This window comes from Nitrospira sp. (genome assembly GCA_029194535.1).
Lineage (GTDB): Bacteria > Nitrospirota > Nitrospiria > Nitrospirales > Nitrospiraceae > Nitrospira_C.
In genome coordinates, this window is sequence record JARFXR010000002.1 from 962327 (window position 1) to 988067 (window position 25741).

The 25741-nt window shown below is 57.7% G+C and carries 26 protein-coding genes and 1 tRNA gene; 5 read left to right on the plus strand and 22 right to left on the minus strand.

Features of this window, described 5'->3' with window-relative positions; translation table 11 throughout:
• Positions 1-392: 392 nt before the first annotated feature.
• The 8 genes from dapB to P0111_16025 form a co-directional block, all read right to left on the minus strand.
• Positions 393-1196: a 4-hydroxy-tetrahydrodipicolinate reductase gene (gene dapB / locus P0111_15990; protein MDF0645533.1), complete on the minus strand. Its 804-nt coding sequence runs from the start codon at positions 1194-1196 to the stop codon at positions 393-395.
• A 26-nt stretch (positions 1197-1222) separates the two neighbouring features.
• The gene (gene dapA, locus P0111_15995; GenBank protein ID MDF0645534.1) at positions 1223-2095 is read right to left on the minus strand and encodes a 4-hydroxy-tetrahydrodipicolinate synthase; all 873 of its coding nucleotides are present in this window, start codon (positions 2093-2095) and stop codon (positions 1223-1225) included.
• A gap of 168 nt (positions 2096-2263) precedes the next feature.
• Positions 2264-3526, minus strand: a complete 1263-nt coding sequence (gene lysA / locus P0111_16000; protein ID MDF0645535.1) for a diaminopimelate decarboxylase — start codon at positions 3524-3526, stop codon at positions 2264-2266.
• On the minus strand, positions 3519-5429 hold the full coding sequence (locus tag P0111_16005) for a radical SAM protein (GenBank protein ID MDF0645536.1): 1911 nt from the start codon (positions 5427-5429) through the stop codon (positions 3519-3521). Before P0111_16005 ends, lysA begins: the two co-directional genes overlap by 8 nt.
• A 275-nt stretch (positions 5430-5704) precedes the next feature.
• Complete coding sequence (gene argH, locus P0111_16010) at positions 5705-7114, minus strand: argininosuccinate lyase (protein ID MDF0645537.1); 1410 nt, start codon at positions 7112-7114, stop codon at positions 5705-5707.
• The gene (locus tag P0111_16015; protein MDF0645538.1) at positions 7114-8325 is read right to left on the minus strand and encodes an argininosuccinate synthase; all 1212 of its coding nucleotides are present in this window, start codon (positions 8323-8325) and stop codon (positions 7114-7116) included. Before P0111_16015 ends, argH begins: the two co-directional genes overlap by 1 nt.
• Entirely contained in the window at positions 8322-9293 is a 972-nt protein-coding gene (gene argF / locus P0111_16020; protein MDF0645539.1) for an ornithine carbamoyltransferase, read from the minus strand. The genes P0111_16015 and argF overlap by 4 nt, the downstream gene beginning before the upstream one ends.
• 16 nt (positions 9294-9309) lie before the next feature.
• Positions 9310-10521 (minus strand): acetylornithine transaminase, encoded by a 1212-nt coding sequence (locus P0111_16025; GenBank protein MDF0645540.1) that lies wholly within the window; start codon positions 10519-10521, stop codon positions 9310-9312.
• Between the two features lie 110 nt (positions 10522-10631).
• On the opposite strand from P0111_16025, the gene P0111_16030 reads away from it, so the two are divergent.
• Positions 10632-11276, plus strand: a complete 645-nt coding sequence (locus tag P0111_16030) for a DUF2628 domain-containing protein (protein ID MDF0645541.1) — start codon at positions 10632-10634, stop codon at positions 11274-11276.
• A 15-nt stretch (positions 11277-11291) separates the two neighbouring features.
• On the opposite strand, the gene P0111_16035 is transcribed toward P0111_16030, so the two are convergent.
• Positions 11292-12056 carry a hypothetical protein gene (locus tag P0111_16035; GenBank protein MDF0645542.1) on the minus strand — a complete coding sequence of 255 codons (765 nt, stop codon included), beginning with the start codon at positions 12054-12056 and terminating at the stop codon, positions 11292-11294.
• A gap of 203 nt (positions 12057-12259) precedes the next feature.
• On the opposite strand from P0111_16035, the gene P0111_16040 reads away from it, so the two are divergent.
• Complete coding sequence (locus tag P0111_16040) at positions 12260-12865, plus strand: 2,3-bisphosphoglycerate-dependent phosphoglycerate mutase (GenBank protein ID MDF0645543.1); 606 nt, start codon at positions 12260-12262, stop codon at positions 12863-12865.
• A 14-nt stretch (positions 12866-12879) separates the two neighbouring features.
• On the opposite strand, the gene P0111_16045 is transcribed toward P0111_16040, so the two are convergent.
• The 3 genes from P0111_16045 to P0111_16055 all read right to left on the minus strand — a co-directional run bounded on the left by P0111_16045 (position 12880) and on the right by P0111_16055 (position 15841).
• A complete protein-coding gene (locus P0111_16045) occupies positions 12880-13356 on the minus strand; it encodes a hypothetical protein (protein MDF0645544.1) in 477 nt (158 codons plus the stop codon).
• A 404-nt stretch (positions 13357-13760) separates the two neighbouring features.
• A complete protein-coding gene (locus P0111_16050; GenBank protein ID MDF0645545.1) occupies positions 13761-14756 on the minus strand; it encodes an ATP-grasp domain-containing protein in 996 nt (331 codons plus the stop codon).
• Positions 14757-14779: 23 nt separating this feature from the next.
• A complete protein-coding gene (locus P0111_16055) occupies positions 14780-15841 on the minus strand; it encodes a putative zinc-binding metallopeptidase (protein MDF0645546.1) in 1062 nt (353 codons plus the stop codon).
• A gap of 350 nt (positions 15842-16191) precedes the next feature.
• Here P0111_16055 and ttcA point away from each other — a divergent pair, with 350 nt between their 5' ends.
• Both ttcA and P0111_16065 read left to right on the plus strand, forming a co-directional pair.
• A complete protein-coding gene (gene ttcA / locus P0111_16060) occupies positions 16192-17064 on the plus strand; it encodes a tRNA 2-thiocytidine(32) synthetase TtcA (GenBank protein ID MDF0645547.1) in 873 nt (290 codons plus the stop codon).
• Positions 17065-17126: 62 nt separating this feature from the next.
• Entirely contained in the window at positions 17127-17501 is a 375-nt protein-coding gene (locus P0111_16065; protein ID MDF0645548.1) for a hypothetical protein, read from the plus strand.
• A gap of 26 nt (positions 17502-17527) precedes the next feature.
• On the opposite strand, the gene msrA is transcribed toward P0111_16065, so the two are convergent.
• The 10 genes from msrA to P0111_16115 all read right to left on the minus strand — a co-directional run bounded on the left by msrA (position 17528) and on the right by P0111_16115 (position 24062).
• On the minus strand, positions 17528-18064 hold the full coding sequence (msrA, locus tag P0111_16070; protein MDF0645549.1) for a peptide-methionine (S)-S-oxide reductase MsrA: 537 nt from the start codon (positions 18062-18064) through the stop codon (positions 17528-17530).
• A 145-nt stretch (positions 18065-18209) separates the two neighbouring features.
• Entirely contained in the window at positions 18210-18560 is a 351-nt protein-coding gene (locus tag P0111_16075; protein MDF0645550.1) for a PilZ domain-containing protein, read from the minus strand.
• A 109-nt stretch (positions 18561-18669) separates the two neighbouring features.
• Positions 18670-19443 (minus strand): OmpA family protein, encoded by a 774-nt coding sequence (locus tag P0111_16080; GenBank protein MDF0645551.1) that lies wholly within the window; start codon positions 19441-19443, stop codon positions 18670-18672.
• Between the two features lie 204 nt (positions 19444-19647).
• Positions 19648-19794, minus strand: a complete 147-nt coding sequence (locus P0111_16085; GenBank protein MDF0645552.1) for a hypothetical protein — start codon at positions 19792-19794, stop codon at positions 19648-19650.
• 796 nt (positions 19795-20590) lie between these two features.
• Positions 20591-20667 (minus strand) — tRNA-Arg (locus P0111_16090).
• Between the two features lie 67 nt (positions 20668-20734).
• Positions 20735-21235, minus strand: a complete 501-nt coding sequence (locus P0111_16095; protein ID MDF0645553.1) for a shikimate kinase — start codon at positions 21233-21235, stop codon at positions 20735-20737.
• On the minus strand, positions 21232-22155 hold the full coding sequence (locus tag P0111_16100; GenBank protein MDF0645554.1) for a shikimate dehydrogenase: 924 nt from the start codon (positions 22153-22155) through the stop codon (positions 21232-21234). The genes P0111_16095 and P0111_16100 overlap by 4 nt, the downstream gene beginning before the upstream one ends.
• Positions 22112-22414 (minus strand): hypothetical protein, encoded by a 303-nt coding sequence (locus tag P0111_16105; protein ID MDF0645555.1) that lies wholly within the window; start codon positions 22412-22414, stop codon positions 22112-22114. The genes P0111_16100 and P0111_16105 overlap by 44 nt, the downstream gene beginning before the upstream one ends.
• An 8-nt stretch (positions 22415-22422) precedes the next feature.
• A complete protein-coding gene (locus P0111_16110; GenBank protein MDF0645556.1) occupies positions 22423-23178 on the minus strand; it encodes an SDR family oxidoreductase in 756 nt (251 codons plus the stop codon).
• Positions 23175-24062 carry a tRNA (adenine-N1)-methyltransferase gene (locus tag P0111_16115; protein MDF0645557.1) on the minus strand — a complete coding sequence of 296 codons (888 nt, stop codon included), beginning with the start codon at positions 24060-24062 and terminating at the stop codon, positions 23175-23177. The genes P0111_16110 and P0111_16115 overlap by 4 nt, the downstream gene beginning before the upstream one ends.
• A gap of 361 nt (positions 24063-24423) precedes the next feature.
• Here P0111_16115 and P0111_16120 point away from each other — a divergent pair, with 361 nt between their 5' ends.
• Positions 24424-25680 (plus strand): sigma-70 family RNA polymerase sigma factor, encoded by a 1257-nt coding sequence (locus P0111_16120; protein MDF0645558.1) that lies wholly within the window; start codon positions 24424-24426, stop codon positions 25678-25680.
• The last annotated feature ends 61 nt before the right edge of the window (positions 25681-25741 follow it).

Sequence of the window (25741 nt, forward strand, 5' to 3'; positions counted from 1 at the left end):
TCTTGTTGGTCTTCAAGCATGGTGCAAAGGACCTAGATCTAGGGCCACCTGGGGACTTTTGTTCGTGACAGGTCCAGTACTTCTGATGGATATGCATCCATTTTCCGGAATGCTAGAGTGCGCCCATGAAGACTTGTGACAAATGTCGTGGAACAATGTTGCCGGAACGGGCAGTGGATTTGGACGCCGGGTTGGCGATCACCGTGTTCGCCTGTTTGAACTGCGGTCGTCGGAAGGCCGCAGACCAGGAGCCACGTCCCCTTACGGCGAGACATTGAGACCGACCTGATCCAGCTGGCGTATCCAACCTTGACAGGGCCCCGCTGCGACAACGGCCGTCTGTCACGGTCCACCATGCAGCTGCGCCGGGTGAGGCGAGGCTCCTCGTCAATTCACCGCAACCCCAGCACATCCATCATATCGTACAAGCCCGGCGGGCGACCAACGACCCAGCAGGCCGCGCGCAGGGCTCCGCTCGCGAAGGTATCCCGGCTGCTGGCCCGATGGATGACTTCGATCCGTTCGCCCACGCCTCCGAAGAGGACCGTATGGTCTCCCACGATGTCCCCTGCGCGGACCGTCTGAATCCCGATCTCGGTCTTCTTCCGCTCGCCGATCAGACCCTTCCGCTCGTACACGCCGACTTTCGCGAGGTCCCGCCCGACGGCGGTCGCCAAGACCTCCGCCAGCTTTAGCGCGGTTCCGCTCGGTGCATCCTTCTTGAGCCGGTGGTGCGCTTCGATCACTTCGATATCGTACCCATCACCGAGTGTCCTTGCCATTTCGGCGATCACCTTGCAGATCAGATTGACACCGACGCTCATGTTGGGTGACAGCACACAGGGGACCTGGCCGGTTAATTCATGGATCTGTTGGGTCTGGGGAACGGAGAAGCCCGTCGTGCCGATGACCATGGCCCGACGATGGTGAGCGACGATGCTGAGATGCTCCAAGGTCGCGTGCGGCGAGGAGAAATCAATGACCGCTTCACCTCGGCCGAGCAGCGAGGAGAGATCGTCGGTGATCGGGACTCCCGTACGTCCGCACCCGGCGACTTCACCGGCATCCTGCCCCAGAGCCGGATGCTTGCTCCCTTCGATCGCGCCGGCGAGCGTCAGGGTCGTCGATTCTGCCAGCAGGGCGACAAGCCGGCAGCCCATTCGTCCTGCAGCTCCTGCAACGATGACGTTGATCATAGGCGGTAGGGTGAGCTGGGTGGCGGCTAAATGAGTTTCAGGTCCTTGAGCACCGCGGTGAGTTGTGCCTTGGTCTCGGCCCCCATGGGACAGAGCGGCAACCTCAGGTCAGGTGTAATCTTGCCCATCAGGCCCAAGGCCTCCTTGACGGGAATCGGGTTGGTCTCGTAAAACAACGCGGCAAAGAGCGGGGACAATCGGAAGTGGAGATTCCGCGACTCGTCAACGTGTCCCGATAAAAACGTGGAAACCAGCTTGGCCATCTCTGAGGGCACGAGATTGGCCGCAACCGTGACGACGCCCTTCGCCCCGACCGCCATCATTGGAAGCGTGAGAGCATCGTCACCGGCAAGGACTGTCAACCGCTCGCGGCAATGCAGGGCGATGTCGGATGCCTGTTGCACCGAACCACTACCTTCCTTGATTCCCACGATATTCTTCATCCCGCACAGACGGGCCACCGTGGTGGGCAGCATGTTCACGCCCGTCCGCCCGGGGATGTTATAGAGCACCTGCGGTAAATCGACCGCCTCGGCGATAGCCTTGTAATGTCGATATAAGCCTTCCTGCGTGGGCTTGTTGTAGTACGGGGTGATCAGGAGCGCACCGTCCGCTCCGGCTTCTTTAGCATGCTTGGTCAGCGAAATCGCCTCCGTCGTGCTGTTGGAGCCGGCTCCCGCAATGACCGGAATCCGTCGCCGGACGACCTCAACCGCGAGTTTCACGACTCGATGGTGCTCTTCGTGCGACAACGTGGCGGATTCTCCCGTCGTGCCGCAGGGGATAATCCCATTCGTGCCGCAGGCGATTTGCCACTCGATCAAATCACCGAAGGCCTGCTCATCCACCTTGCCATTCTTGAATGGCGTGACGATGGCCACTAATGAACCGGTAAACATGACAGCTCCTTTCCCTGCAACCCGGTGCTCCTGTCGTCACACTTGCGATACAGCGTCCGGCCAACGGACTCATCGAGCGTCTGCCCGGATATCCCCCTCTCGAGAACGGCAAAGGCTGGGACTTCTTTGGACACCCAGGTTTCGCCGGTCAGACGGTCGCTCGGCCGCCTAGCTCAAAAACGCGGGAATCGTCTCGCCTCTTACCAAATCCTCGTAGGTTTCCCGCGCCCGGATGACATGCACTTCGGCATCCTTCACCAACACTTCCGGCACCCGCGGCCGGGAGTTGTAATTGGACGCCATCACGAACCCATAGGCCCCAGCACTCATCACGGCCAGGAGATCGCCGGGGTTCACTTCGGGCAGCGTGCGATCCTTTGCCAGAAAATCACCGGACTCGCAGACCGGGCCGACGACGTCGACTGCACGCTTGGGTTTCGCCAGCAACGCTTCCGAGACGGGGCGGATATCGTGATAGGCGCTATAGAGACTGGGTCTGATCAAATCGTTCATCGCCGCATCGACGATCACGAAGCGCTTGGCCTCCCCGTCCTTCTGATACAGCGCCCGCGTCAAGAGAATACCGGCATTGCCCACGATCACCCGGCCCGGTTCCATAACCAACGTCAGATTCTGGCCCTTGACCAAAGGGGAAATCGCCTCCGCCAAATCCTTCGGCAGCGGCGGCTTCTCGTCGGAGTAGGTGATGCCGAGACCGCCTCCCACATTCAAGTATTGGATTCCGATGCCCTGCGTCTTCAGCGCCTCGACCAGAGCCACGACTTTCTTCAACGCCTCAACGAACGGCGTCACTTCGGTCAATTGCGATCCGATATGGGCATGGACGCCCACGATGTCGATGTGGCCCAGGGAGGATGCCAGTTTGTATTCCTCCAATGCCCTGTCGGCGGCGATGCCGAACTTGCTCTTCTTGAGTCCCGTCGAAATATACGGGTGGGTCTTGGGATCGATATCGGGATTGATCCGCAAAGCGACCCGCGCCTTTCTTCCGACAGAACGCGCCACCTCGTCGATCGCCCTGAGCTCGGCGGAGGATTCGACGTTGAACATCAAAATGCCCGCCCTCAAGGCGTCGCGGATCTCGTTGGCGCTCTTGCCGACCCCCGCAAACACGATTTTCGACGGCGGCACTCCCGCTTTGAGGGCCCGGAACAATTCCCCGCCCGAGACGATGTCGACTCCGCTGCCTTCCTTGGCCATCAGACGCAAAATCGCCAGATTGGAGTTCGCCTTCATCGCAAATGCGACGACGTGCGGAATGTCCTTGAACGCCCCGTCGTACGCTCGGAAATGACGAGTCAACGTCGCATGGCTGTAGATGTAGCAGGGAGTACCGACCTCCTTAGCGATCTGGCTAACCGGCACGTGCTCGCAATAGAGTTCGCCGTGGCGATATTCGAAGCTATGCATCCTGAAGATCCTCGCTGAGGATTTCCAACCCGGCCAGGGAGAGTCCCTGCAACGCCGTCTCAAACGCATCCGTAAACTTGCGGTACCGCACCTTGACGTTCGGGATGGCACGCTTGATGGCTTCCGCATCCACCAACGCTTTGAGGGCGTCCGGGGCCGCCAGTTTCAAATGCTCGAAATTCACGATGATGTCCATCCGCGCCTTCTCGGCCGCTACCTTCATGCGGTTGATCAATTCCTGCGCGTTCAACCGGTCGAGGGTCCCTTCGAGGTCGACAATGAGCGCCGCGAACTTATCGTGTCGCTTGACCTTGATATTGAGCGCCAATTGCTCGGGAGACAGCGCCTGAGGATCGAGGCGTTGCTTGAGGGCGTGCAGCGCGCTGGGGATCAGTTGCTCCGTATCGAACACCGGAAGCTTGGCCTGGAGGTTCTTGAGCACCGAGGCCAGTGGCGACAGGGTTCCCTGCGGACAGCTTCGTTTGACCAGTTTTCTGAACTCGCGATTCATTTCCCACCGCGCAATCAGCCGCTGCTTCGTGCCCGAGAGGCGGTTAAAGATGTTCGGCAAGGAATAGAACTGATGGTTGGCCCAATGGAATCCCTCCTGCAATTGTTCCGGCGTCATGCGGCTCGGCCGAAATACGACGTGCTTGCCGTCGTACTTGGACCAATCGCGATCGAAGATCCGTCCGGCGCTGTTGTAACGCTCATACAGAGCGGTGCCGGGAAGCGGCGTCAAGACGTTGAAATAGGCGAGTTCGACTTGGTTTTTCGTTAGGAATTCGACCGCGCGCTCGAACACGGCCTCATCGTCATTGTCGAAGCCGAAGACGATTCCTGGATTGACCATGATCCCGTAATCGTGGAACATTTTTATCTCTTGGGAGAACTTTTTCACCCGATTGAACGGCTTATTGGTCTCGTCGAGGCAGTCTTCATCCAGCGATTCCATGCCGACGAACACCGAGACGCAACCGCTCTCCGCCGCCAACTTAACCATCTCCTCATCATCAGCCAGGAACAGTGTGGACTGGCATCCCCACTTGATCTTCAGGGGCTTCAACGCGGTCCAGAGTTCCCGGCAATAGGCGCGGTTACTGTTGTGGAGGTCGTCTACAAATGCCACAATGCTGCCGTCTTCGATGCCCACGCGGATCCGCAGTCCGAGCAGGAAGGCCTTCCAGATCGGTTCGTCTCTCAATCGTTCAACCAATTCGCTTCGGATCCACCGCTGCACATTTTGCAGTTCCGTCACGACTTCTTCAACGGGCCGCCGACGAGTGGTCTTGCCGTTGAACGGCGAGACACTGCAGAACTCGCAATCAAAGTGGCAGCCTCTCGTGGTAAAGCTGCATTGGCGGGTCATATACGAGTCGGGACTTAGCAACTCCACACGAGGGCTCTTGTAGTGTTCCAGCGTGGGGAACGACGTCATTCTGTACGTCCGCTGCAATGTCCCCGCTTCATAATCGGCCACCAGCTGGGGCCAGAGGTCTTCGGCCTCCCCACACACGATCGCATCCGCATATTGCAGGGCTTCATCGGGGCAATACGTGGGATGCACCCCGCCCAGCACCACGGTCTTGCCCCGTTGGCGAAACTCCTTGGCGATCTCATATGCCCTCGGCGCATAACAGGTCATGATCGAGATCCCCACCATATCGCATGGATAGTCGAACTCAATGTCTTCGACCGCCTCATCGACCAACTCCACCTGCCAATGCTCCGGCGTATACGCGGCGATCGTCGGGAGGCTCAGCTTGGGAAACCATACCGCCCGCCGTTCCGACGCGGTCAGATGATACTGACTGTTGCGGGGATAGGGATCCACCAGCAGCAGCCGTTTGGTCGCAGTCCGAGTGAGGTGCGGGGCTTGACGGGTCGGCTGAATCAATTGCATCGGGGCCTCCTAGACTCTCGCGTCAAGGTGACGAACCTATCTGCCGCCAACCGGCCGCAGAGGCGGCAAATCCACATCCTGACCCTGCAGAGCAGGATCAGAGTCGCTACGTTCCACAGGTGCCGCTGCGCTCGGGCGCTGAGATCCTGCAGCATCGAGGCGTTTTTGTTGTTCGATCGTCACCGCTACTCCTACATTCTCAGGAGCAATGGGGGCTCCGACCGTCCCGCAGGACACGGAGAGTCCCGCTGCGAACCACGCGAGCCATCGTGCCCTCACAACGACCGCTCCAACTCCTTGATGCGCTGCTCTACCCGAACTCGAGCCGTGCTGCCTATCTGCGCCTTCCGGTTGATGGCAGCCGGGACGGATACACGAGCAAAGACTTCTTTATCGATGCGGTCGGAAAACAGCCGCAGTTCGTCCAATGAAAAGTCGGCAAGTTCTCGCTTGCTGTCCAACGCAGCCAGGACGATCCGGCCGGTCACCGCATGAGCCTCTCGAAAGGGTACGCCTCGTACGACCAGATAGTCCGCCAACTCCGTCGCGAGGAGATGCCCGGTCCGAACGGCTTCCGCCAAGACCTCTTGATTCACCTTTAGGCGCCGCATCAACTCGGTCAAGACCCGCACCGAGGACATGACCGTATCCAGTGCGTCGAACAGCGCCGGCTTGTCCTCCTGCAGGTCCCTATTATAACTGAGCGGCAGAGCCTTCAATGTAGTCAAGAGATTCATCAACTGTCCATAGACTCGGCCGGTCTTCCCCCGGATGAGTTCCGGAACGTCCGGGTTCTTCTTCTGAGGCATCATACTACTGCCGGTACAGAATCCATCCGGCAAATCGACAAATCGAAACTCCTGTGATGACCAGACGATCAATTCTTCACTCATACGGGACAGATGCATCATCACGATCGAGAGTGCCGCAGTGACTTCGATCATGAAGTCGCGATCCGAGACCGCGTCGAGACTGTTCGTCGTCACGCCGGGGAACCCCAACAATCTCGCCGTATAGCGGCGGTCTACGGGATAATTTGTGCCGGCCAGGGCTCCCGATCCCAACGGCATGACATTGAGCCGCGCATAGGCATCGCGCAACCGGCTCTTGTCCCGCGCCATCATATCCACGTACGCCAGGAGGTGATGGGCAAAGAGTACGGGCTGAGCCCGCTGTAGATGCGTGTAGCCCGGCATCACGACGGCGCGATGGGCCTTCGCCTTGGCGACCAGGACCCGTTGAAATTCCTGCAACTCCGCCTGCAAGCGATCTAATTGACTGCGGAGGTACAGCCGGATGTCCAATGCGACTTGATCGTTTCGGCTCCGGCCGGTATGCAGCTTGCCGCCAACAGGACCTATCATCTCCGTCAAGCGTCGTTCGATCGCCATGTGAATGTCTTCATCCTCTGGCAAGAATCGAAACCGTCCACGATCCAGTTCGGCCCGCACGGCTTCCAGACCGCGAACGATGGCGGTGGTGTCGGCCGCCGACAAGACGCCCGCCTTCTTCAGCGTTTTGCAATGGGCGATGCTGCCTTGGATGTCCTCGGCATACATGCGGCGGTCGACGCCGACCGAGCCGGTAAAGGCTTCCACCAACCGGTTTGTCTTTTCACGGAACCGTCCTTCCCAGGCCTTCCCGCCGGCTGCCGGCCTATGCTGACGGTCGCCTCCGGCAGCCATCAGGACGAGACCTTCCTTCGCTGCGCTCGGATTTTCAGACGCAACGCATTCAAACGAATGAAGCCTTCCGCGTCCTTCTGGTCATACACCTCATCTTCCTCAAACGTAGCGATATCGAGGCGGTACAGCGACTGCTTCGACCGGCGACCGACGAGGATGCAGTTCCCCTTGTAGAGTTTGACCCGCGCGACGCCGGTCACATCTCGTTGGGCCTCGTCGATCGCCGTCTGGATCATCTCCCGCTCGGGGCTAAACCAGTATCCGTTGTAAATCAGATCCGCATAGCGCGGAATCAAACTGTCCCTGAGATGCAGCACCTCGCGATCCATCGTCAGGGACTCAAGCCCCCGATGGGCGACATGGAGAATCGTTCCCCCCGGCGTCTCGTAGACACCGCGCGACTTCATGCCGACATAGCGATTTTCCACGAGATCGACGCGTCCGATCCCGTGTGTCCCGCCCAACTTGTTGAGATGGGCGAGCAACCGCGCCGGACTCATCTTTTTCCCGTCTACGGCTACGGGGTTTCCCGCTTCGTACTCGATGGCGACTTCGAGCGCCCTGTTCGGCGCTTGCTCCGGCGAAACCGTCATCTGAAAGATCTCATCCGGCGGCGCTTCCCACGGATCTTCCAGAATACCTCCTTCGTAACTCACGTGAAACAGATTTAAATCCATGCTGTACGGCTTGGCCTTGGTCGCCGTGATAGGAATGTGATGTCGCTCGGCGTACTCGATCAATTCCCGGCGAGATCGCATGGTCCATTCCCGCCACGGAGCAATGACCTTGAGTCGGGGAGCGAGCGCTGTATAGGTCAGCTCGAACCGAACCTGGTCGTTTCCCTTGCCCGTGGCTCCATGCGAGACGGCATCGGCCCCTTCCTTCAAGGCAATCTCGGCCTGACGGCGGGCAATCAGTGGTCGCGCGATCGACGTACCCAAGAGGTACGACCCTTCGTACAGGGCATTCCCGCGCAACATAGGAAACACATAGTCCGTCACGAACGTCTCGCGGAGATCCTCTACGTAGACCTTTTTCACCCCAAGAGCCTGCGCTTTTGCCTTGACGGCCTTGAGATCTTCTCCCTGGCCGAGATCGGCACAAAACGCAATGACCTCGGCTTCATACGTTTCCTGAAGCCATTTCAGGATGACCGACGTATCGAGCCCGCCGGAATAGGCAAGCACCACTTTGTTGATAGGACGAGTCATGATGCGCGTTGTTTCCTTTTACCCAAAAGTCTGGTCAAAATGGCCTTCTGCATATGCAATCGATTTTCGGCCTGGTCGATGACGACCGATTGTGAGCCATCCAGCACTTCCTCGGTAATCTCCTCCCCCCGATGCGCTGGCAAACAATGCATGACGATTACATCGGGTTTCGCCCGGCCGACGAGACGGCTGTTCACCTGGTAGGGAGCCAACACCTTGAGACGTCGCGCTTGTTCGCGTTCTCGGCCCATGCTGATCCACACATCAGCATAGATCACGTCCGCTTCCTTAACCGCGACCTGCGGGTCGTGCCCAAGTTCGATGGTGGCTCCCGTGCCGGCCGCCACCACCCTCGCCCGATCAACGACGTGTTGGTCCGGTTGGTAGCCGGACGGACAGCCGAGCGCGATCGTCATACCCATTTTCGCAGCCGCTTCGATGAGTGAATTCGCGACATTGTTGCCGTCCCCCACGTACGCGACCTTCAGACCGCGGAGCGTCCCCTTTTTCTCGCGGATCGTCAGCAGATCCGACAATGCCTGACAGGGGTGACTGAGATCGGTCAACCCGTTGATCACCGGCATGGTGGCTTCGGCAGCCCACTCCTCCACGCTGGCATGGTCATAGGTGCGGACGACGATCCCGTCGAGATACCGCGACAACACCCTCGCCGTGTCGGCAACGCTTTCGCCGCGCGACAGCTGAATATCGCCCATCGGCAAGACCAGCGCATGGCCGCCCAACTGATTCATACCCGCTTCGAACGAAACCCTGGTGCGCGTCGAGGGCTTCTGGAACAGGAGTCCCAGCGTCTTGCCTTGGAGCAGTGGATGGGAAATCCCGCGGCGCTGCTTGTCTTTCAAGCGGGCAGCGAGGGTGAGGAGGTACTCGATCTCGCCTCGCGGGATCGCCGCGACGTCCAGCAGATCTTTCCCCAATCCCGTCCTGTGACGAGGTCGTCGGTTCATTTGGACACCTAACCGGTCAATGCCCCGGCGATTCGATCGCTTGCCGGTTGAATACGTGGGACAAGACCTCGATCAACCGATCGATGTCCCGCTCGACAACAATCAGCGGGGGTATGAATCGCAAAACGCGTTCGCTGGTCGCGTTGATGAGGACCCCCCGCCTCAAGCATCCACTGACGACGCTCTTGGCATCCATCTCCACTTCCATTCCTTGCAGGAGGCCAAGCCCTCGTACCGCGCGCACTGCATGATGGCGGTCTTTACATTCCAGGAGTCCCTTCACCAAATACTCGCCCATCTGCCTCGCTTGATCGAGCACTCGGCCTTCGAGCAATACGCGAAACACCGCCAGCGCCGCCGCGCATGCGAGCGGATTGCCGCCGAAGGTGGACCCGTGCGAACCTGGCGTGAATGCCTGCGCCACCGAATCTTTGGCGAGACAGGCGCCGATCGGCATGCCTCCACCGAGCCCTTTGGCCAAGGTCATGATATCCGGCTCAACTCCGAACTGTTCATACGCGAAGAGTGTCCCGGTGCGCCCCATGCCGGTTTGCACTTCGTCGAAAATCAGAAGCACGTCCCGACGTGAGCACAGCTCGCGCACTGCCTTTAGGTATTCACGATCGGCGACGTGCACGCCTCCCTCGCCTTGGATCGGCTCGATCATGATCGCCGCAGTCTTGTCGGCGACGGCTTGTTCCAGCTTCGCAAAATGATTGAATTCGACATAGGAGAAGCCGGGAAGCAGCGGCTCATATCCTGTCTGGACTTTGTCCTGGCCCGTTGCCGTGAGGGTCGCCATCGTGCGGCCGTGAAACGAATTCTTCATGGTCACGATCTCGTGCCGACCGGGTCCATACTTGCCGTGCGAATAGCGTCGGGCCAGCTTGATCGCCGCCTCGTTGGCCTCCGCTCCGCTGTTACAGAAGAAGACTCGCTCGGCAAAGGAGTGATCGACAAGCATCTGAGCCAACTTGACCTGCGGCTCAGTGTGATAGAGGTTGGACGCATGGATGAGCTGAGCCGCCTGACGCTGAACAGCGGCGACTAGATCCGGATGCCCGTGTCCCAACAGATTGACGGCCACTCCGGCGACGAAATCGGTGTATTCCCGTCCTTCGAGGTCGTACACTTTGATCCCCCGGCCTCTCACGATCGAGATCGGCTGGCGGCCGTACGTTCCCATCAAGATTTGATCACCCGTGTTCTTCAGCTCTTCGGTGGGCATGGCGATCGTATCCCCTTGTAAAGAAAAGGGACGCTAGCATAGGACGCCCCTGAAAGCAACCGTGAAGGCTCCCTCCCAGTCGGGTGTTCTGATGTGGTAGTCTCAGAGCGATGCAACCCTGTCCTCAGTGCACTCAACAGAACCAGGACGGTTCCAAATATTGCTATCAATGCGGAGCGATTCTCTCTTCGAACGTCGAGGCTCAACCTGCCTTCTCTTCGACTGAGAACACGCCCCTCACGGACCTCGACCTGTTGAGGGCCTTCATCGGCCCCCACTCGGAGCGATATCTAGAGCAATTCAGGAAATTCGGATCGGCGCAGGCACCTCAGTTCGCCCCGACGTGGAATTGGCCGGCCTTTCTGTTCATTTCCTTCCTCTGGTTCCTGTACAGAAAGATGTATCTCTATGCGATGGTCTATGCGGTCGGCCCCATGGTGTCCACCTATCTGACAGGCGACCTCACGGTCGGCATCGTCTGGAGCATCATGGCTGGCGCGACAGGCAATTACATCTATTACTGGCATTGTCGCGAACAGATCGGTGAGATCAAGCGCAGGAGCGGAGAGGATCCCGCAAAGCGCGAACGAGCGATCCGAGAGGCCGGCGGCGTGCAGCCTTACGTGATCTGGGTCGGCATCGCCTTCTACATGCTCTTTCTGCTGGCCATGTTCAAGATGGCCCAGGAAGAACTCTCAGACAGAGGTCGCCACCCTACCAAGCCGGCTCAACCGGCGGCGCTGATTGAGGCCTGAGGGCCGACGACTCCATCATCGTCGTCGTTGCCAGCCCATCCATCCCTGAAACCAGGCAAGATCCTGTTCATAGGCCGCTCCGCCCGAATCCGCCGCTTCCTGTCTTTGCTCCAATTGTGTATAGGTTCGGGGCCAATTTTTCTGCCACCATGACTTGATCTCGTCCGCACCGTACGCCTGTCCGCTGGGGTTCAAAATGCCGGCCGCGGTGCACAGAGGCGCAATCAGGGGCCAGTAGCGATCTTTCCCCAAACCGAGGCTTCGGAAATGTTCGCGGAGCAGGAAGACCACCCACAGCTCCGCGCTGTGTTTTTTATTGTGCTTGAACGGCTGAGTTTGCCTGAGAGGCACCGGATCGAACGCTTTGACGATCGACGTATAGTCCGGTCCTCCGTAGGTCCCAGCGGCCTCGGCCAGCTCTTCGACCACGTTGGCAAGCTCCAACTCCATGATCGCCGACGGACTGGCGTGGCTCACCGAGGTGGAATCAATCTGATGGCCGGGCATCGTCAAAAGCTCGATGATCGGTTTGAGTTCGCGAAGCCGCGCAGCCGCGGTTTTCAGGATCTGCTCTGACTCAAGCCAGTAGTCTGGATCGTTCTTGGTGAGCCGCTCGCGACCAGGCGGCGGCAAGACCGTCGGCACCCAATAGCGCATCAGGACGAATAGAACGTACTCGACCTTCCCCCCGACCTGTTCAATACGCTGCAGCAGGTGACCGACCTTGATGCCGCTGAAGAACACCCGGGCACGGTCTGCCACGCATAGTCGCTCGGCCATTGTGACCCACCAAGTCTCGAGGGGATCAGGGTTACCGTCAGGCGAATGTGTGGAATTCATGCCGGAAGCCGACTCTTCTTGAGGCGAACGAGCGGCATGGTACTGCCGTGCCTCTGTGAAAGCAATGCTTGACTTGAAGTCGCGATTTAGTATTCTTGTGGCTTTCGGCAACGCACGTTGACTTTGATCTGAGGAGTACGGCGATGGCGCGGTTGATATTATTGCGGCACGGAGAATCGCAGTGGAATCTTGAAAATCGCTTTACGGGATGGGTCGACGTCCCGTTATCAGAACGGGGATTCCGAGAAGCCAAGAACGCCGGCGAGAAACTCCGCGGATTCACCTTCGACCGCGCATTCACTTCGGTGCTGACGAGAGCCACCGAAACATTACGGCTCGCGCTCGAGACCATCGGTCAGACGCAGATTCCCATTCAAAAGGACAAAGCGCTGAACGAACGAATGTACGGTGATCTTCAAGGGTTGAATAAGGCGGAAACAGCGAAGAAATACGGTGATGAACAGGTGAAAATTTGGCGGCGCAGCTATGATGTCCGTCCTCCCGGCGGAGAAAGCCTGAAGGATACCGCCGAGCGGGTGCTGCCGTACTATGAGAAGACGATCAAGCCTCACGTCTTGAAAGGGGAAACAATCCTCATCGCCGCCCACGGAAATAGTCTGCGAGCCCTGGTCATGGAACTGGAACAGCTGTCGCGGGAGCAGGTGCTGGAACTCAATATTCCGACAGGAGCTCCTTTGTTCTACGAACTCGACGGCAGCGGGAAGGTCGTGAGCCACCGGTACCTATAGCACCTCCGGCCCTCTCAAATGTCCTGCAGCACATGGCCATAGACATCGACGGGCACTGAATCCATGAAAAGAGCGAGAAGTCGTCCGCGCTCGTCTTCGCTCACGATCCGCTGCTCCTCCAAATACATGGCGGCTTCTGTATGAACGGCCATCCTGTTCGCCGCCTGTTGCATAACCTGGTCATAGCGCCGCCCCCGATCCTCCCATTCCGCAAGAAAAGACGTCCAGGTGATGGGACCTAAGGGAGGCGCCGTCGTCCACCATGATTCCACCGACTGGAGAACGAGTTCCCGAACAAGCTGCTGGTATTTGCGCGGGATGTGGGCCTCGACCGCTGAGGAGATCCAGAACAGGTTCAGGCACAGCAGCTCACAGGAAATCTGCTGCGCTCGCTCCACTGTGGCGTCAATCCCGTATTCTTCCAGGTTCGACGGAGATATCGGCTTCGGTAATGCGGCGATCAGCGCGGCTGCCGCTTCGTTGGGCGTCATAGACTGTGCTAATGCTCCCGGCGTAACAGGGCCGTCAAGTTGAGGCGCGAGAATAACTCAGCCTCCTTTCCCGCTCAAGTGACTTGTTGCATAACATCCTTCGGTTGGCATGCCATGCGGCATGCACCGATTCCTCTCCCCATTTTACACTCAAGCTTCGGCCGTGGCTGTGGTCCTCACCAGTTCGAACATTGTCGGCCGGCCAGCCCTTTCGGATGACCACCGTGGAGTTTCGAAGCGGTCTCGGATTTGCCGCCGGGCCGCCAAAAATCCCGTCTTTATGCTCGGTTGTAACCTGGCCTATGCCGTCGATATCCGGATTGGCTCGTGAGGCCGACGATGCTGCTAACTCCGACGAGAGCCCCTTTCCACATCGGCTGGCGGGAGGGCGAGGTGGGCGAGGCTTAGGCCGCCTTAGCGGGCCTCCAGCGAAGTCCGACGCCAAGCAATTCTTGCAGAAGTTCTTTGTACTGATAATCGGCCTTGCCAGCTGAATCAGCAAAATCTTCGTCTTCTGCGATTTGGGGGTTAGGATTGGCCTCTAGCACGTATAATCGCCCGGTTTTGTCCATCCGCATGTCGATGCGCGCATAACCGCTGAGGCCTAACGCACGATAGACACGCTTCGCAAGGTGCTGGATCTCCGCCGCCTTCCCGCCCGGTAAGTTTCTGGCTTCCTTGGACGTGATCCCATACTTCTCCTGGTACTTGCGGCTCCATTTGACACGCTCTGTTGCAATGCGACGCGCCTCCTCCGGAAGCTTATCCATTCTCAGCTCCCACACAGGAAATACATGGAGATGTCCATTGCCCATCACACCAACATACAACTCCCGCCCTTCAATGTAGCGCTCGATCAGCGCTCCCGTCTCAAGACTCTGGTGAACAAAGATGACCCGTTCCTTCAGTTTCTCATCGTCCTCCACAATGGACGCCTGAGAGATACCAAGGGAAGCCTCCTCGGTCACCGACTTCACAATGAGCGGGAACGACAACCAGCTCGGACGCTTCACGCTACGCCCCTGCGGCACCATCATAAAATCGGGGAATGGAATACGATGGAATGAGAATAGTTTCTTCGACAGAACTTTGTCTCGCGCGAGCATCAATCCACGAGGGTTGCATCCGGTATAAGGGACCCGGAGGAGTTCAAGATACGAGACGACGTTCTGGTCATAGACCGCCACTCCATCGAATTCCTCCAAAAGATTGAACGCGATGTGCGGTTTCCATTCCTCGACCGCAGCCCGAATGACCCCCAAATCATTCTTGACACCCAGCGGTCTTACGACGTGGCCGAGCTTTCGGAGCGTGTTCACGACATCGTATTCAGTCTTCCACTGCATGTGCTTCAAGTCCTGTCCGGTCGGATGATCCGGAGGGACCAAGTCCTCATGCATTAACACCAATATCCTGAGTCGCCTCATACAGCTACCTTATGACGTCCGCTTCGCAGGTAGTTCATCGTATGCACGGTCAGCAAAATCGTAAAATCCAGCTTGACCTGTTCCTCCGGGACCGGGACTCTCAGCCGCAACTGCTGGCAACGGAGGATCATATCTTCAAGGACCTGATCGATTGTGTATTGATACTCCCCGGTCCATCCGGCGACTTTTCGCCGAACTTCCCGGCGAAACCGTTTCAAGAAGGTGGCTGCGCTCATCCGATCGGCGTGCAGGGGCGCATCGGAAAATAGTCGCTTCAGATCGGGATCGTAGAACGATGGCCGTTCAATACCATAATGGGCCCGCTTGCGGTCATAATGTTCCCTCAGTGTCAGCTTGAGCGAATGCAGAGGATCGACCGTCTCCGTCGTGGTGACCGTGGGCTCGACACCTGCGAGTTCCCTCATGAGACCATCCATATATTGAAGCTTGCGCAGCACAGGCCACCCTTTGTACCGGTCGGACCACATCGAGTCCGGAGTCAACCAAACAGCGAAGGTCTCGGCAAAGTCTTCATCGGGATGGCTTTGCGCATACCAGAGATCCAGATGGCGTACGTAACTCCGACTGTAGGGACGAGGACTGTAGTATTTCGGGTATGGTTCCGAAGACCGTCCAAAAATGCGCTGGCGGTTGTGAAGCCTCCTGATACGATAGGCATTTTCGAGCGCATGGCCTGCTTCGTGACGAAGAATCCTCATACACCATTCAGGTGTGCCGCCTTCAACCTCAAGCATTTGAACCAGCTCAAGTTTGATCAACCGTGGATGAGCGAGGTAGAACGGAATGGCAATCCCCGGCACTCCATCGGGCGTGAACCATTCATTCGATAACCAACAATGCGGTCGAAACCGCAGCCGCTTCGCTTCGAGTTCCCGATGCAATCGTTCGATCTGAGCGGTCAAGAACGGACTGTGAAGACTGACACCTAGTCGTCGAATCGGCAGATCAAGGAGTTCTTCATCTCCCCACGTCATCCAGGGAGGTCCCGTTCGACTAGAATCTTCATGGAAACTTTCCCCCCGTTCGATCTTCGGCATCCCAACTCCACTGATCGCGTACGTGACAAGTAAAATATAGCAGACCGGACGTGCAGCCATCCTATCCTTGCATCGGGTTGTCTGTTCGTGATCACTGGCAATAACGTGTCGCGCGAGAGAGAGAACGGACAACGGGGCGCCTCGGGCGTGGCCGAGTCAGACCCGCCGCAGTGACGGACGGCATACACAGGACGGCGAGCGCTCTGGCCCACAAGTCCTTGCGGATGCTCGTGCGGGACGGCTCGTGACTAAGGGCACGATGAGCCGCATCGGTGAGGTCCCAGGAGGGTACGAGTCGACGGTTGACCGAATTCGACAGACAATCTATCGAACTTGTACAATACGGCGGTATGTCGCGATCGCCCTATCGTGGTCTCGCAGCACCCAAACTCGCCGAAGCCGCAGAACGGCTTCAAATTCAGTTGCTGCGTCAAGTCGGCCAGACTATTGGCGACTATGGTTTGATCGAAGCAGGCGACAAGATCATGGTGTGCCTGTCGGGCGGGAAGGATAGCTATGGGCTGCTGGACTTGCTGCTCGTCCTGCAGAGGAAAGCTCCGATTCGATTCGATCTAGTTGCCGTCAACCTGGATCAGAAACAGCCCGGGTTCCCGGCCCACGTGCTGCCCGAGTATCTCACGGCCATAGGAGTCCCGTTTCATATTGAGGCGCGCGACACCTATTCGATCGTGAAGCGCTTGATTCCGGATGGTCAGACGACCTGTTCACTCTGCTCAAGACTCCGACGTGGTCATCTCTATCGTATCGCCGGAGAGTTGGGAGTCACCAAGATCGCACTGGGGCATCATCGGGACGACATCCTTGAGACACTCCTGCTCAACCTCTTGTTCACAGGAAAGCTGAAGACCATGCCGCCGAAGTTACGATCGAAGGATAAGAGGCACTTGATCATTCGGCCTTTGGCAGCGGTGCGAGAAGCCGATCTGGCTCGTTACGCCACGCTACGGGGGTTTCCGATCATTCCTTGCGATCTTTGCGGCTCCCAGCCAAATCTCAAGCGCAAGCAGGTCAAGGAATTCCTGTGTAACTGGGAACATCGCGCCCCGGGATGTACGGACAGCATGTTTGCTGCTCTTTCAAACGTCGCTCCGTCGCTGCTCCTGGACAGAGGATTATTCGACTTCGGCTCACTGGACCCGAGTAGCGACGGCGTCGGCAACGAAGATGCCTGGCTCGACGAAGACCAAGCGGCTCCAGTCTGACCCGCGTCTCCATGTCCTCCACTCCAGATGACCGGCCGGATCCCGGCCCTCCGCTGTGGACCATGGGTCTCATTGTTCTGCTGATGATCGTGACCCCGTTGGTCATCTACTCAATTGCACCACCCGGCCCGATTCGAGAAGGAGATACGATCTTCTCGGCTGGCTCCATTACAGTTCCTCTGGTTAATCCGCTGCTCTATGAGGGCGCGAGGTTCGATGGTTCTTGCCTTCTTGACCCCGAGGATCCCCTGGTGGTCATCAGTCAACCAGTTGAACGAGCCGATGGGCGAATCCTGGCGAAGCTTCAAGGGAAGACTGCGATCGAATGGCCGTTTTGTCCTCCACAAGCTGAAGTGCTGTTGTCGATGCAACAGATCACCCAAAAACAACCCTTGTGGGGGCGGGCCACGATGAATTTCTTCGATTGGTTCAGATAGTGGCGATGAGAACGAACAGGCTGGTACTAGAGTTTCAACTGAGCGGCAAACTGCTTCCGGAACTTTGCCACCTTCGGTCCGACCACTGCCGTACAATATCCCTGAAAGGGATTTCGGGCGAAGTATTCCTGGTGATAGGGTTCGGCTTCAAACCACTTCCCTGATGGGACGATCTCCGTCACAATCGGACTGGGATAAATTCGTTGTTCCGTCAACAAAGCAATCGTTTCTTCCGCAATGCGCCTCTGCTCGGGTGTATCGTAGAAGATCGCGGACCGGTATTGAGTTCCAACATCATGCCCCTGGCGATTCAATGTTGTGGGGTCATGGATGACGAAAAACACCTGCAGCAATGTCCGATAGTCAACCACCTGCGGGTCGAATGCTATCCTTACGGCCTCGGCGTGCCCCGTCTGCCCTCCGCAGACCGCCTCATAGGCCGGATTGTCCGTCGTGCCTCCGATATATCCCGAGTCGACGGAATGCACTCCGTGGAGCTGATCGTACACGGCTTCGAGACACCAGAAGCATCCGCCAGCCAAAATGGCAATTTCGTGTTGCAACTGTTCTCCTCGGCTGAATACGGAGATCGCCCAGCTCGTATCACGTATATCATGGAACTCGACCGTAACTCGAGCCCGCTAAGTTGCGTCGGCCTAATTGCAGCTGACTGTGTCCCATTCATACGATACCTCTAGAACAGCAGAACTATTGAAGAGTCAGATGAGCGATGATCTGCTTCAGCTTCACCCGCTCCTCCGGTTGTATGGAAGTGAACTGAACGCCAAACGACTTTCCTTTTACCCAGCGGACCTGTGCTTCATCGATGCGAAGGGGCCAATTCAGATCCGGCACATGGATTCTGCACTCGAACGTCGCGCCGAGGACGACCACCTGTTCGCTTTCGATTCGGCAACCTCCGTCCGAGAGATCCGATGTCTTACCCTGTCCTTCGCGTTGCCCGCCGGAGAAGGTACTTCGAAACTGCGCAGTAAACCGTGGGTGTGTTCGCTTGTCGATAGGTTCACTTTCTTTAACTGATTGCAGTCTTAAGGCCATGATGCTCCTTGGCTGAAGATTCTACATATGACCGATAAAAACGGCGAGCCTTGACGCCGTGACGAGACTTTGCGTCGAGGCTCGCTGGAATGACCAGGCTATTGAAGAATTACTTCTTGAGCTTCAGCAACACGTGCCCTCGACGATTCTGCTGATAGCATGGCTCCGTGTGATCCAAGCAAAACGGACGCTCCTTGCCATAGGAAATAATCGCGACCTGTTTGGGATTCACACCTAGTTCAATCAGGTAGGTACGAGCGCTTTTGGCCCGCTTGTCACCAAGCAGCACGTTATAGTCGGTTGTTCCTCGTTCATCGCAGTGTCCCTCGACCTTCATCACTGCACCGGGATGCTGCATCAACCATTCGGCGTCATGATTCAGCGATGCCATACCATTTTCGGAGAGTGTCCATCGATCATAGCTGAAAAAGACATCCTGCAATCCAGCATCAATGGCAGCCTTCTCTTCTTTCGTCAGCTCCGCATGTTGCATCACATTCATGCCGGCATACGCTTTCGGGGTGGCTGGATACCCATGACCTAGACGTTCTTCGGCCGGCTCTTGTGAGAATCCGCTCAAGTCACCCCGTACACCTTCGCGTGTCACGGCAGGGAAGTTGGGATTGACGCCTTGTCCCTGCCACTCCCCCGAGCCATCGACCGAGCCATTCGCTCCATCTACCCGACTATTCTGAGATCCTGCATGTCCCTGCCACTGCCCCAAGCCACCGACCGAGCTATTGGCTCTATCTGCCCGACTATTCTGGGATCCTGCTTGCTCCGTCCCATTCGATTGTAGCCACTTTAGCCCGCAGCCCTCGCTGGCCATCAGCATGACGCTTGCGAAAGCAACCCGACTCAGTGTTCCGATAGTGCAGTTCATAATTCCCTCATCCCCTCGTGTTGTGAATTCCCGCGCGTAGAACAACTATAGCACCGGGTCTCATAGAGACCGCGAAGGCGAGGGTGGTCCACAGAGGGCATTACAATCAGTGAGTTGGGCGCTCAGGGGGAGGCGTTGCTTAGCGAGTGACCGGAGGACGAACCAGAGAGGGACGGCGAAATTCCAGAGGAATCACGGCTTCGATCAATAGTGGCCTCCACGCCGATCCGCCCAGCGCACCGGTCGCATGACCGTGCTCAGAGCTGCTACCGCACAGATCAGCGCAAGCATCGCAAACCCGACCAGGAGAAGGAACCCTGCACGGACATCGTGGAGGAAATAATGCTGCATGATGCCTCCTTCATCTTGGGAAAACCCGCAAATCAACTATGCCAACCACACGCACATACCCACGGAGCTGACGGATCGTGTTTCCTCAACCATTTGCCACAGCAAGGACAATGCCTCGTCCACGCCTGTCTGTGCTGACTAATGGTCCTCCGAAGCTGTTCATAGGTTACCACGCTTCGACCTCCTACGTCTTGCGGTTCAGAGCGTGTAAAATACGCCCAGGAATCGAAGAAAATCTATGCAGCTTTTGCGGGGGATTGTGACCTGCCGTATCTACGCAATTCCTCTGCATTTTTGAGGCAATCTTGCCTTCGACTACGGATTGCCCCTGCTCGAGAGATAAAGAAACTCTCTAACGGAAACATCGCTGAGGAGCGAGAACGTAGACTGCCGCCGAGGTTATAGCGAGGGAGGAGGAGGAGAATTGCTTACCCGTTCAGGTCTGTGCGTGCTGATATCAGCGTGGCGGCAGATTCAGAAATCGAAAAGTAACTACCTTGTCAGGCAAACATGCCAACGGACCGATTGCAGCTAATCCCTGCGCATCCAGGCCAGGGGGCTGCGTCTCGACTTGCGGCACGGGCTTTGGATTGTATGATTCCCGTGGCCGCCGAATCTGCACGCAGGACCGGCCATGAACATTCTCCCTCCCAACGCGAGATGCCTGGGTGCGCCTCGCTCAATATCGTCGTTGGATCTCTTTCGGCCGCCGAGTTGATGATAGCGACGATGAAGCTCCTCCGTGGTTAACTTCGGATCTTGAAGCTTGGCAAGGCTGTTCTGATCGATGGAATACTGGTGCGCCCGGCAGGAATTGAACCTGCGACCTGCGGGTTCGAAGCCCGACGCTCTATCCAACTGAGCTACGGGCGCACACAGCTATTTGAACCACCTCGACGGAGAAGTTGTCAAGAATGGAGGGCGCTGGCCGTACCCCGATTCAGAAGCACGCGGCGATATGCCTCACAACCTCCTCGATCGGCCGGCCATCGGTTGCAATAATGTGATCGGCCGCGGTCTGATATTTTGGTATACGTTCCCTGAGCACCTCCTCGATTTCTTCAATAAACGATTTGGCTCCGGTCAAAGAGGGCCGTTGCGTGTCATCGCCGATTCGAGCGGCAATCGATTCGACCGACGCCGTGAGCCAAAAGAGTATCCCGTTTCGCCTCAAGATCTCCACATTGTGCGGACGCAAGACGGCGCCACCGCCAGTATCGATGATCAGGCCATCCCGGCCGGCGAGATCTCGGCACACGTCGGATTCCCGATCGCGAAAATACTCCCATCCATGCTGTTCGACGATCGCGGGTATCGTTTGTTTCGCTCGTCGAACAATTTCCGCGTCCGTGGATATCAGCTGGCGATTCAGCTGCGCAGCCAATATTCTCCCCACGGAACTCTTCCCGACACCTCGATAGCCGATGAGCACGATATTCATGAAAACCGGGATTCCAGCACTCCGCGCATGACGTCGATCGGGGCCGGTCGCCCGGTCCACAGCTCGAATTGCGCGGCGGCCTGGTACAGAAACATCTCCAGACCGGCGATGATGCGGCAGCCAGATGCAGCAGCGTCCTTCAGCAATTGAGTGTTTCGAGGGTTGTAGACAATGTCCATCACGGTAAGGTCGCGATGCAACAGGCCGGATGGCACACAGCTTAATCCGATCTTCGGTGTCATCCCCACCGGTGTACAATGGATCAGCACGCGTACATCAGGTAGCACCCGCCTCAGCACGGCATCCTCAAGAGGTGCGTCTGACACCTCCACTGCCGTTTTATCCCGCAACTCCCCGGCCAGCACAACCCGTTCTTGCTCTTCGATCCCCAAAAGATGAATCCGGCTGACATCGGCCTGTCCGGCCAGCGCAAAGGCGATCGCACGCGCCGCACCTCCTGAACCGAGCACGACCACGGATTCATCCTTGAGAGGGGCTCCCCCTTCTCGAAGCGCACGCAGAGCTCCCGTGGCGTCCGTGTTGCAGCCGGTAAGCGCACCCTTGTCCGCCACTATGGTATTCACGGCGCCGATATGGCCTGCGACCGGCTCGATGTGATCGAGCAGCGGCATGACTCCCACTTTGTGGGGAATCGTCACACTGGCTCCGCGGAAATTGCCCAACGTCCGAAGCCCTCGGATCGCATCCCCGATCGATTCGACCCGCCAAGCGAGATACACGATATTCAGCCCAAGCCGTTGGAAGGCCGCATTGTGGATGGCAGGCGACAAAGAGTGCTCGACTGGATTGCCAATCACCCCGCAAAATTGAGTATGGGCATCGATGTTCACAAAATGCGCTCGCGCCTTCTTATTGTTACGGCTGCCTGGTGATGCGAAGGGCAAGATACTGAGGACCATGGACCTCGTAGAGGACGACGATCTTGTCGTCCTTCTTGAGGTCTTTCAGGCTCGTCAGTCCGCCCTGGTACTTCGTCTTTTCATTTGCCGTGAATGTGAATCTGGTCCCTCCGCTGTCCTTCTTCACGGCAAATTTTCCCGTGGATGAGTCCACCGCCAACACCGTACCAGGGAACTCCGTCCCGCTCTCGGCCAAAGCCATGGGCGATACCACGCAGCCGAGGAGGACACAGACCAGCATCGCGCGCAGGATTCGCATGCTTCCTCCTACCAGGCGGTCATCCCGCCATCAATCATGTACGTTCCTCCGGTCACCCAGGCGGCTTCATCTGACAGGAGATAGAGGACCATCGACGCGACCTCTTCGGGTCTTCCAGGCCGTTTCAGCAGATACTGGGCAAGGATCGGGGCAAGCTGCTCCGGATTGGCCATGAGTGGCGCAGCCATCGGGGTGTCGATCAAGCCCGGGTTGACCACGTTGCATCGAATGCCGTCCTGTGCATAGTCGATGGCGAGGGCGCGAGTCAGCGCATCCATGGCGCCCTTGGACGCGGCGTAGGCCGGGAGCACCGGAATCCCTACCACGCTGGCGATCGAAGAAATATTCACGATCGATCCGCGCCCTTGCTTTAACATCTGCGGCACGACCGCTCGCGTCATGCGAAAGACCCCGGTCACGTTCACATCGATGACATGGCCCCATGTCGCATCATCCATCTCATGAATGCGCTTCCCAAAATCACCGATCCCCGCATTGTTGACCAGGGCGTCGATTCGACCGAATGTCTTCAATGTCTTGTCGATGGTGTCTCGGGCATGTCCCTCGTCGGTGACGGATCCCGCGACGGCCAGAGCTCGCCCCCCCTTCGCCTCGATGTCGCGAACCACCCGTTCCAATTCGGCCTGACGACGGCCTGTTATGACGACGAGACCACCTTCGTCGGCGACTCGTTTAGCTACCGCTTCTCCGATTCCGGCGTTGCCCCCCGTGATAATTCCCACCTTGCCCAGCATACGATTCATGTGGCTTCCTCTTGATCGGCATGTTCGCCCCGCTCACCGCTGTCGTGCCGAGGGATCGCAGGCCCTCCCCAGAATCCGGGCTCGACTTTTCTGGCCACCGTGAGGAAGCCGGAGTGCGCAACCATGCGGTGGTCCGGTCGGACGCTGCGGCCGTGAATTGACCATGTTCGAAGCAGCGTCTCAAAGGTCTCGGGCGTGCCGAATACCGCGGCGCGCTCCAGTGCCTCGACGGTCTGTTGGACTTGAGGTACGGTTGGGACAAAGCTGAGGAAAATTGCCCCTGAGCGAAGCACGGCTGCCGCATGGTTCACGACATGCCAGGGTTCAGGCAAGTCGAGCACGACACGGTCGAACGGCAACCCGTCTTCCGGTAAATCAATCCCTTCATAGGCGTTTCGGCGGAGCGGCACGAGATTCGGCGCCGTGCCCATGTATCGTTCAATATTCATCATGGCGGTCCGAGCAAAGTCCTCCCGCGCCTCATACGTCACGACGAGCCCTCGGTGTCCCACGGCGCGCAGGAGCGCCATAGTCAAGGCACCCGAACCGGTTCCCGCCTCGAACACTCTGGCGCCCGGATAAATGTCCGCCCACATGGTAATGAGCGCAAGGTCCTTCGGGTAGAGGACCTGCGCACCGCGAGGCATCTTCAACACATATTCGCCGAACGTCGGGCGGAGGGCCAACATCGGCTTCCCGCCCGAAAGCATGACCAACGTCCCATCCGCTTTGCCGATCATTTCGTCGTGGAGGATCGTCTGCCCGCTGAACTGATACGTCTCTCCTGCCTTCAGCGTCAGGGCGTAGTGCCGCCCCTTTTTATCGACGAGATGAATGCGTTCGCCGTGGCGCAGCGTGATCATGGAGGGCCATTCTACCAGCATGACGAAAACCTGTGCCAGCACCGTTTATCGAACTCGCCGTCGCCCGGTATCTGCTGCTCCACGCTGGTGTGGCGAATGCGCCACCAACGTGTCGTTGACACCGATGAACTCCTACAGGAGCGCCTCAGGCAAGCGAGGAATTCTTCATTAAGCGACTCTAATAAACTCGCCTTTTCAGTATGATCGTTCAACGAATTTCTCATGATCAATCCAGCATAGGATTTGCTCCGTAGTTATGCTGAGAGGAGTTGTACACCGCACTCGCGAATCGTTTTGAAGTAACGAGGCTCTTACTTGATTAGGCTTATGGACCGCGGCGGTGAATGACAGCGGGCAGCGGTTCTGAGGTAGGGAGGGCAACATGAAGGATAAAGTGTTCCCCGTCGAAGAAGCCGAAAAGAACGTACCGATCGAGAAGGATACCGACGCAGACAATCCGGAAGCCAGTGATCTCCTCGACATGATCGGCCGTGACTCCGCCGGCGAGCGGTCGTCCCGCGATGTAGCGCAACCGGAGAGACGGCAGGTGGTGACTGATGGCCCCTTCATGCTGGAATCGATGTACTTTCAATCCTTCGGCGAGCGGGCATTGCTGACGAGGGAAGAGGAAACCGCCTTAGCCAAGCGCATCGATCAAGGAACAGCGTCTATTCGAACCGTACTCCGTACGATCATCAAGATGCTCTCGCGCGCAAGGCGTTCGGAAGCTGTGATGGAGGCGTGCCGGACGTTGCAGATGGTGCGTCGTTTGAGCGGCCTGTCAGCCACGGCATTGGACAAGGCCGAAGTCTGCTTGGTGGCATTGATCAAGAATGCTTCCGGACAGACCAAGCTCTCTGCGGGAATCGCGCGACAGCTCAAGCAATCTCTTGGGACGATCCGCGAAGCCAGAAGCCTACTGGAAGCGGCCAAGGATGAATTGGTGCGATGCAATCTCCGCCTGGTCGTGGATGTCGCCAAACACTACACGCGAAGAGGGCTGACCTTGCTCGACCTCGTCCAAGAAGGCAACATCGGCCTGATGAAGGCCGCGGAGCGGTATCAATATCGAAAGGGATTCAAGTTCAGCACCTATGCCACGTGGTGGATCCGACAAGGGATCACGCGCGCACTGGCCGACCAGTCCCGTACGATCCGGATTCCGGTGCACCAGACCGAAGCTTCACACCGCATCATGCGGGTCACGAGGCGTCTCGGCCAACAGTTGGGTCGTCCGGCCAAACTGGAAGAGATCGCGCAAGTGCTCAGAATGCGACCGGAGCGGCTTCATGAAACTCTTCAGGCGTTTCAGGAGCCTATTGCTCTTGAGCATCCGGTCGGGGATGGAACGACCGAATTGGGTGAGTTGCTGCCGGATTTGCAGGCGGTACCGCCGGATGCGCATGTCCATCGGACTGAAATGGCGAATCAACTCGACCGGATTCTCAATACGCTGACGCCGAGAGAACAGACGGTCATCCGGCTGCGTTTCGGCATCGGATACGACCAGCCATCGACGCTTGAGCAGGTTGGGCAGAATCTTTCCGTCACCAGAGAGCGGATCAGGCAGATTGAAGCCAAAGCGCTTAAGAAACTGAAGACCCCGGCCATTAAGGAGATGTTTGCGTCCATTCAGTAACGCGCCTCACGTTGGTTCGAAGACTATGGATGGATAGGGGACGGGAAGCCATTCTCGCCCC

Excerpts from the sequence above, each read along its gene's own strand:
- dapB (MDF0645533.1), bottom strand. The coding sequence starts at position 1,196 with ATGATCAACGTCATCGTTGCAGGAGCTGCAGGACGAATGGGCTGCCGG.
- dapA (MDF0645534.1), bottom strand. The coding sequence starts at position 2,095 with ATGTTTACCGGTTCATTAGTGGCCATCGTCACGCCATTCAAGAATGGC.
- lysA (MDF0645535.1), bottom strand. The coding sequence starts at position 3,526 with ATGCATAGCTTCGAATATCGCCACGGCGAACTCTATTGCGAGCACGTG.
- P0111_16005 (MDF0645536.1), bottom strand. The coding sequence starts at position 5,429 with ATGCAATTGATTCAGCCGACCCGTCAAGCCCCGCACCTCACTCGGACT.
- argH (MDF0645537.1), bottom strand. The coding sequence starts at position 7,114 with ATGGCTGCCGGAGGCGACCGTCAGCATAGGCCGGCAGCCGGCGGGAAG.
- P0111_16015 (MDF0645538.1), bottom strand. The coding sequence starts at position 8,325 with ATGACTCGTCCTATCAACAAAGTGGTGCTTGCCTATTCCGGCGGGCTC.
- argF (MDF0645539.1), bottom strand. The coding sequence starts at position 9,293 with ATGAACCGACGACCTCGTCACAGGACGGGATTGGGGAAAGATCTGCTG.
- P0111_16025 (MDF0645540.1), bottom strand. The coding sequence starts at position 10,521 with ATGCCCACCGAAGAGCTGAAGAACACGGGTGATCAAATCTTGATGGGA.
- P0111_16030 (MDF0645541.1), top strand. The coding sequence starts at position 10,632 with ATGCAACCCTGTCCTCAGTGCACTCAACAGAACCAGGACGGTTCCAAA.
- P0111_16035 (MDF0645542.1), bottom strand. The coding sequence starts at position 12,056 with ATGGCCGAGCGACTATGCGTGGCAGACCGTGCCCGGGTGTTCTTCAGC.
- P0111_16040 (MDF0645543.1), top strand. The coding sequence starts at position 12,260 with ATGGCGCGGTTGATATTATTGCGGCACGGAGAATCGCAGTGGAATCTT.
- P0111_16045 (MDF0645544.1), bottom strand. The coding sequence starts at position 13,356 with ATGACGCCCAACGAAGCGGCAGCCGCGCTGATCGCCGCATTACCGAAG.
- P0111_16050 (MDF0645545.1), bottom strand. The coding sequence starts at position 14,756 with ATGCATGAGGACTTGGTCCCTCCGGATCATCCGACCGGACAGGACTTG.
- P0111_16055 (MDF0645546.1), bottom strand. The coding sequence starts at position 15,841 with ATGCCGAAGATCGAACGGGGGGAAAGTTTCCATGAAGATTCTAGTCGA.
- ttcA (MDF0645547.1), top strand. The coding sequence starts at position 16,192 with ATGTCGCGATCGCCCTATCGTGGTCTCGCAGCACCCAAACTCGCCGAA.
- P0111_16065 (MDF0645548.1), top strand. The coding sequence starts at position 17,127 with ATGGGTCTCATTGTTCTGCTGATGATCGTGACCCCGTTGGTCATCTAC.
- P0111_16075 (MDF0645550.1), bottom strand. The coding sequence starts at position 18,560 with ATGGCCTTAAGACTGCAATCAGTTAAAGAAAGTGAACCTATCGACAAG.
- P0111_16080 (MDF0645551.1), bottom strand. The coding sequence starts at position 19,443 with ATGAACTGCACTATCGGAACACTGAGTCGGGTTGCTTTCGCAAGCGTC.
- P0111_16085 (MDF0645552.1), bottom strand. The coding sequence starts at position 19,794 with ATGCAGCATTATTTCCTCCACGATGTCCGTGCAGGGTTCCTTCTCCTG.
- P0111_16095 (MDF0645553.1), bottom strand. The coding sequence starts at position 21,235 with ATGAATATCGTGCTCATCGGCTATCGAGGTGTCGGGAAGAGTTCCGTG.
- P0111_16100 (MDF0645554.1), bottom strand. The coding sequence starts at position 22,155 with ATGGTCCTCAGTATCTTGCCCTTCGCATCACCAGGCAGCCGTAACAAT.
- P0111_16105 (MDF0645555.1), bottom strand. The coding sequence starts at position 22,414 with ATGCGAATCCTGCGCGCGATGCTGGTCTGTGTCCTCCTCGGCTGCGTG.
- P0111_16110 (MDF0645556.1), bottom strand. The coding sequence starts at position 23,178 with ATGAATCGTATGCTGGGCAAGGTGGGAATTATCACGGGGGGCAACGCC.
- P0111_16115 (MDF0645557.1), bottom strand. The coding sequence starts at position 24,062 with ATGCTGGTAGAATGGCCCTCCATGATCACGCTGCGCCACGGCGAACGC.
- P0111_16120 (MDF0645558.1), top strand. The coding sequence starts at position 24,424 with ATGAAGGATAAAGTGTTCCCCGTCGAAGAAGCCGAAAAGAACGTACCG.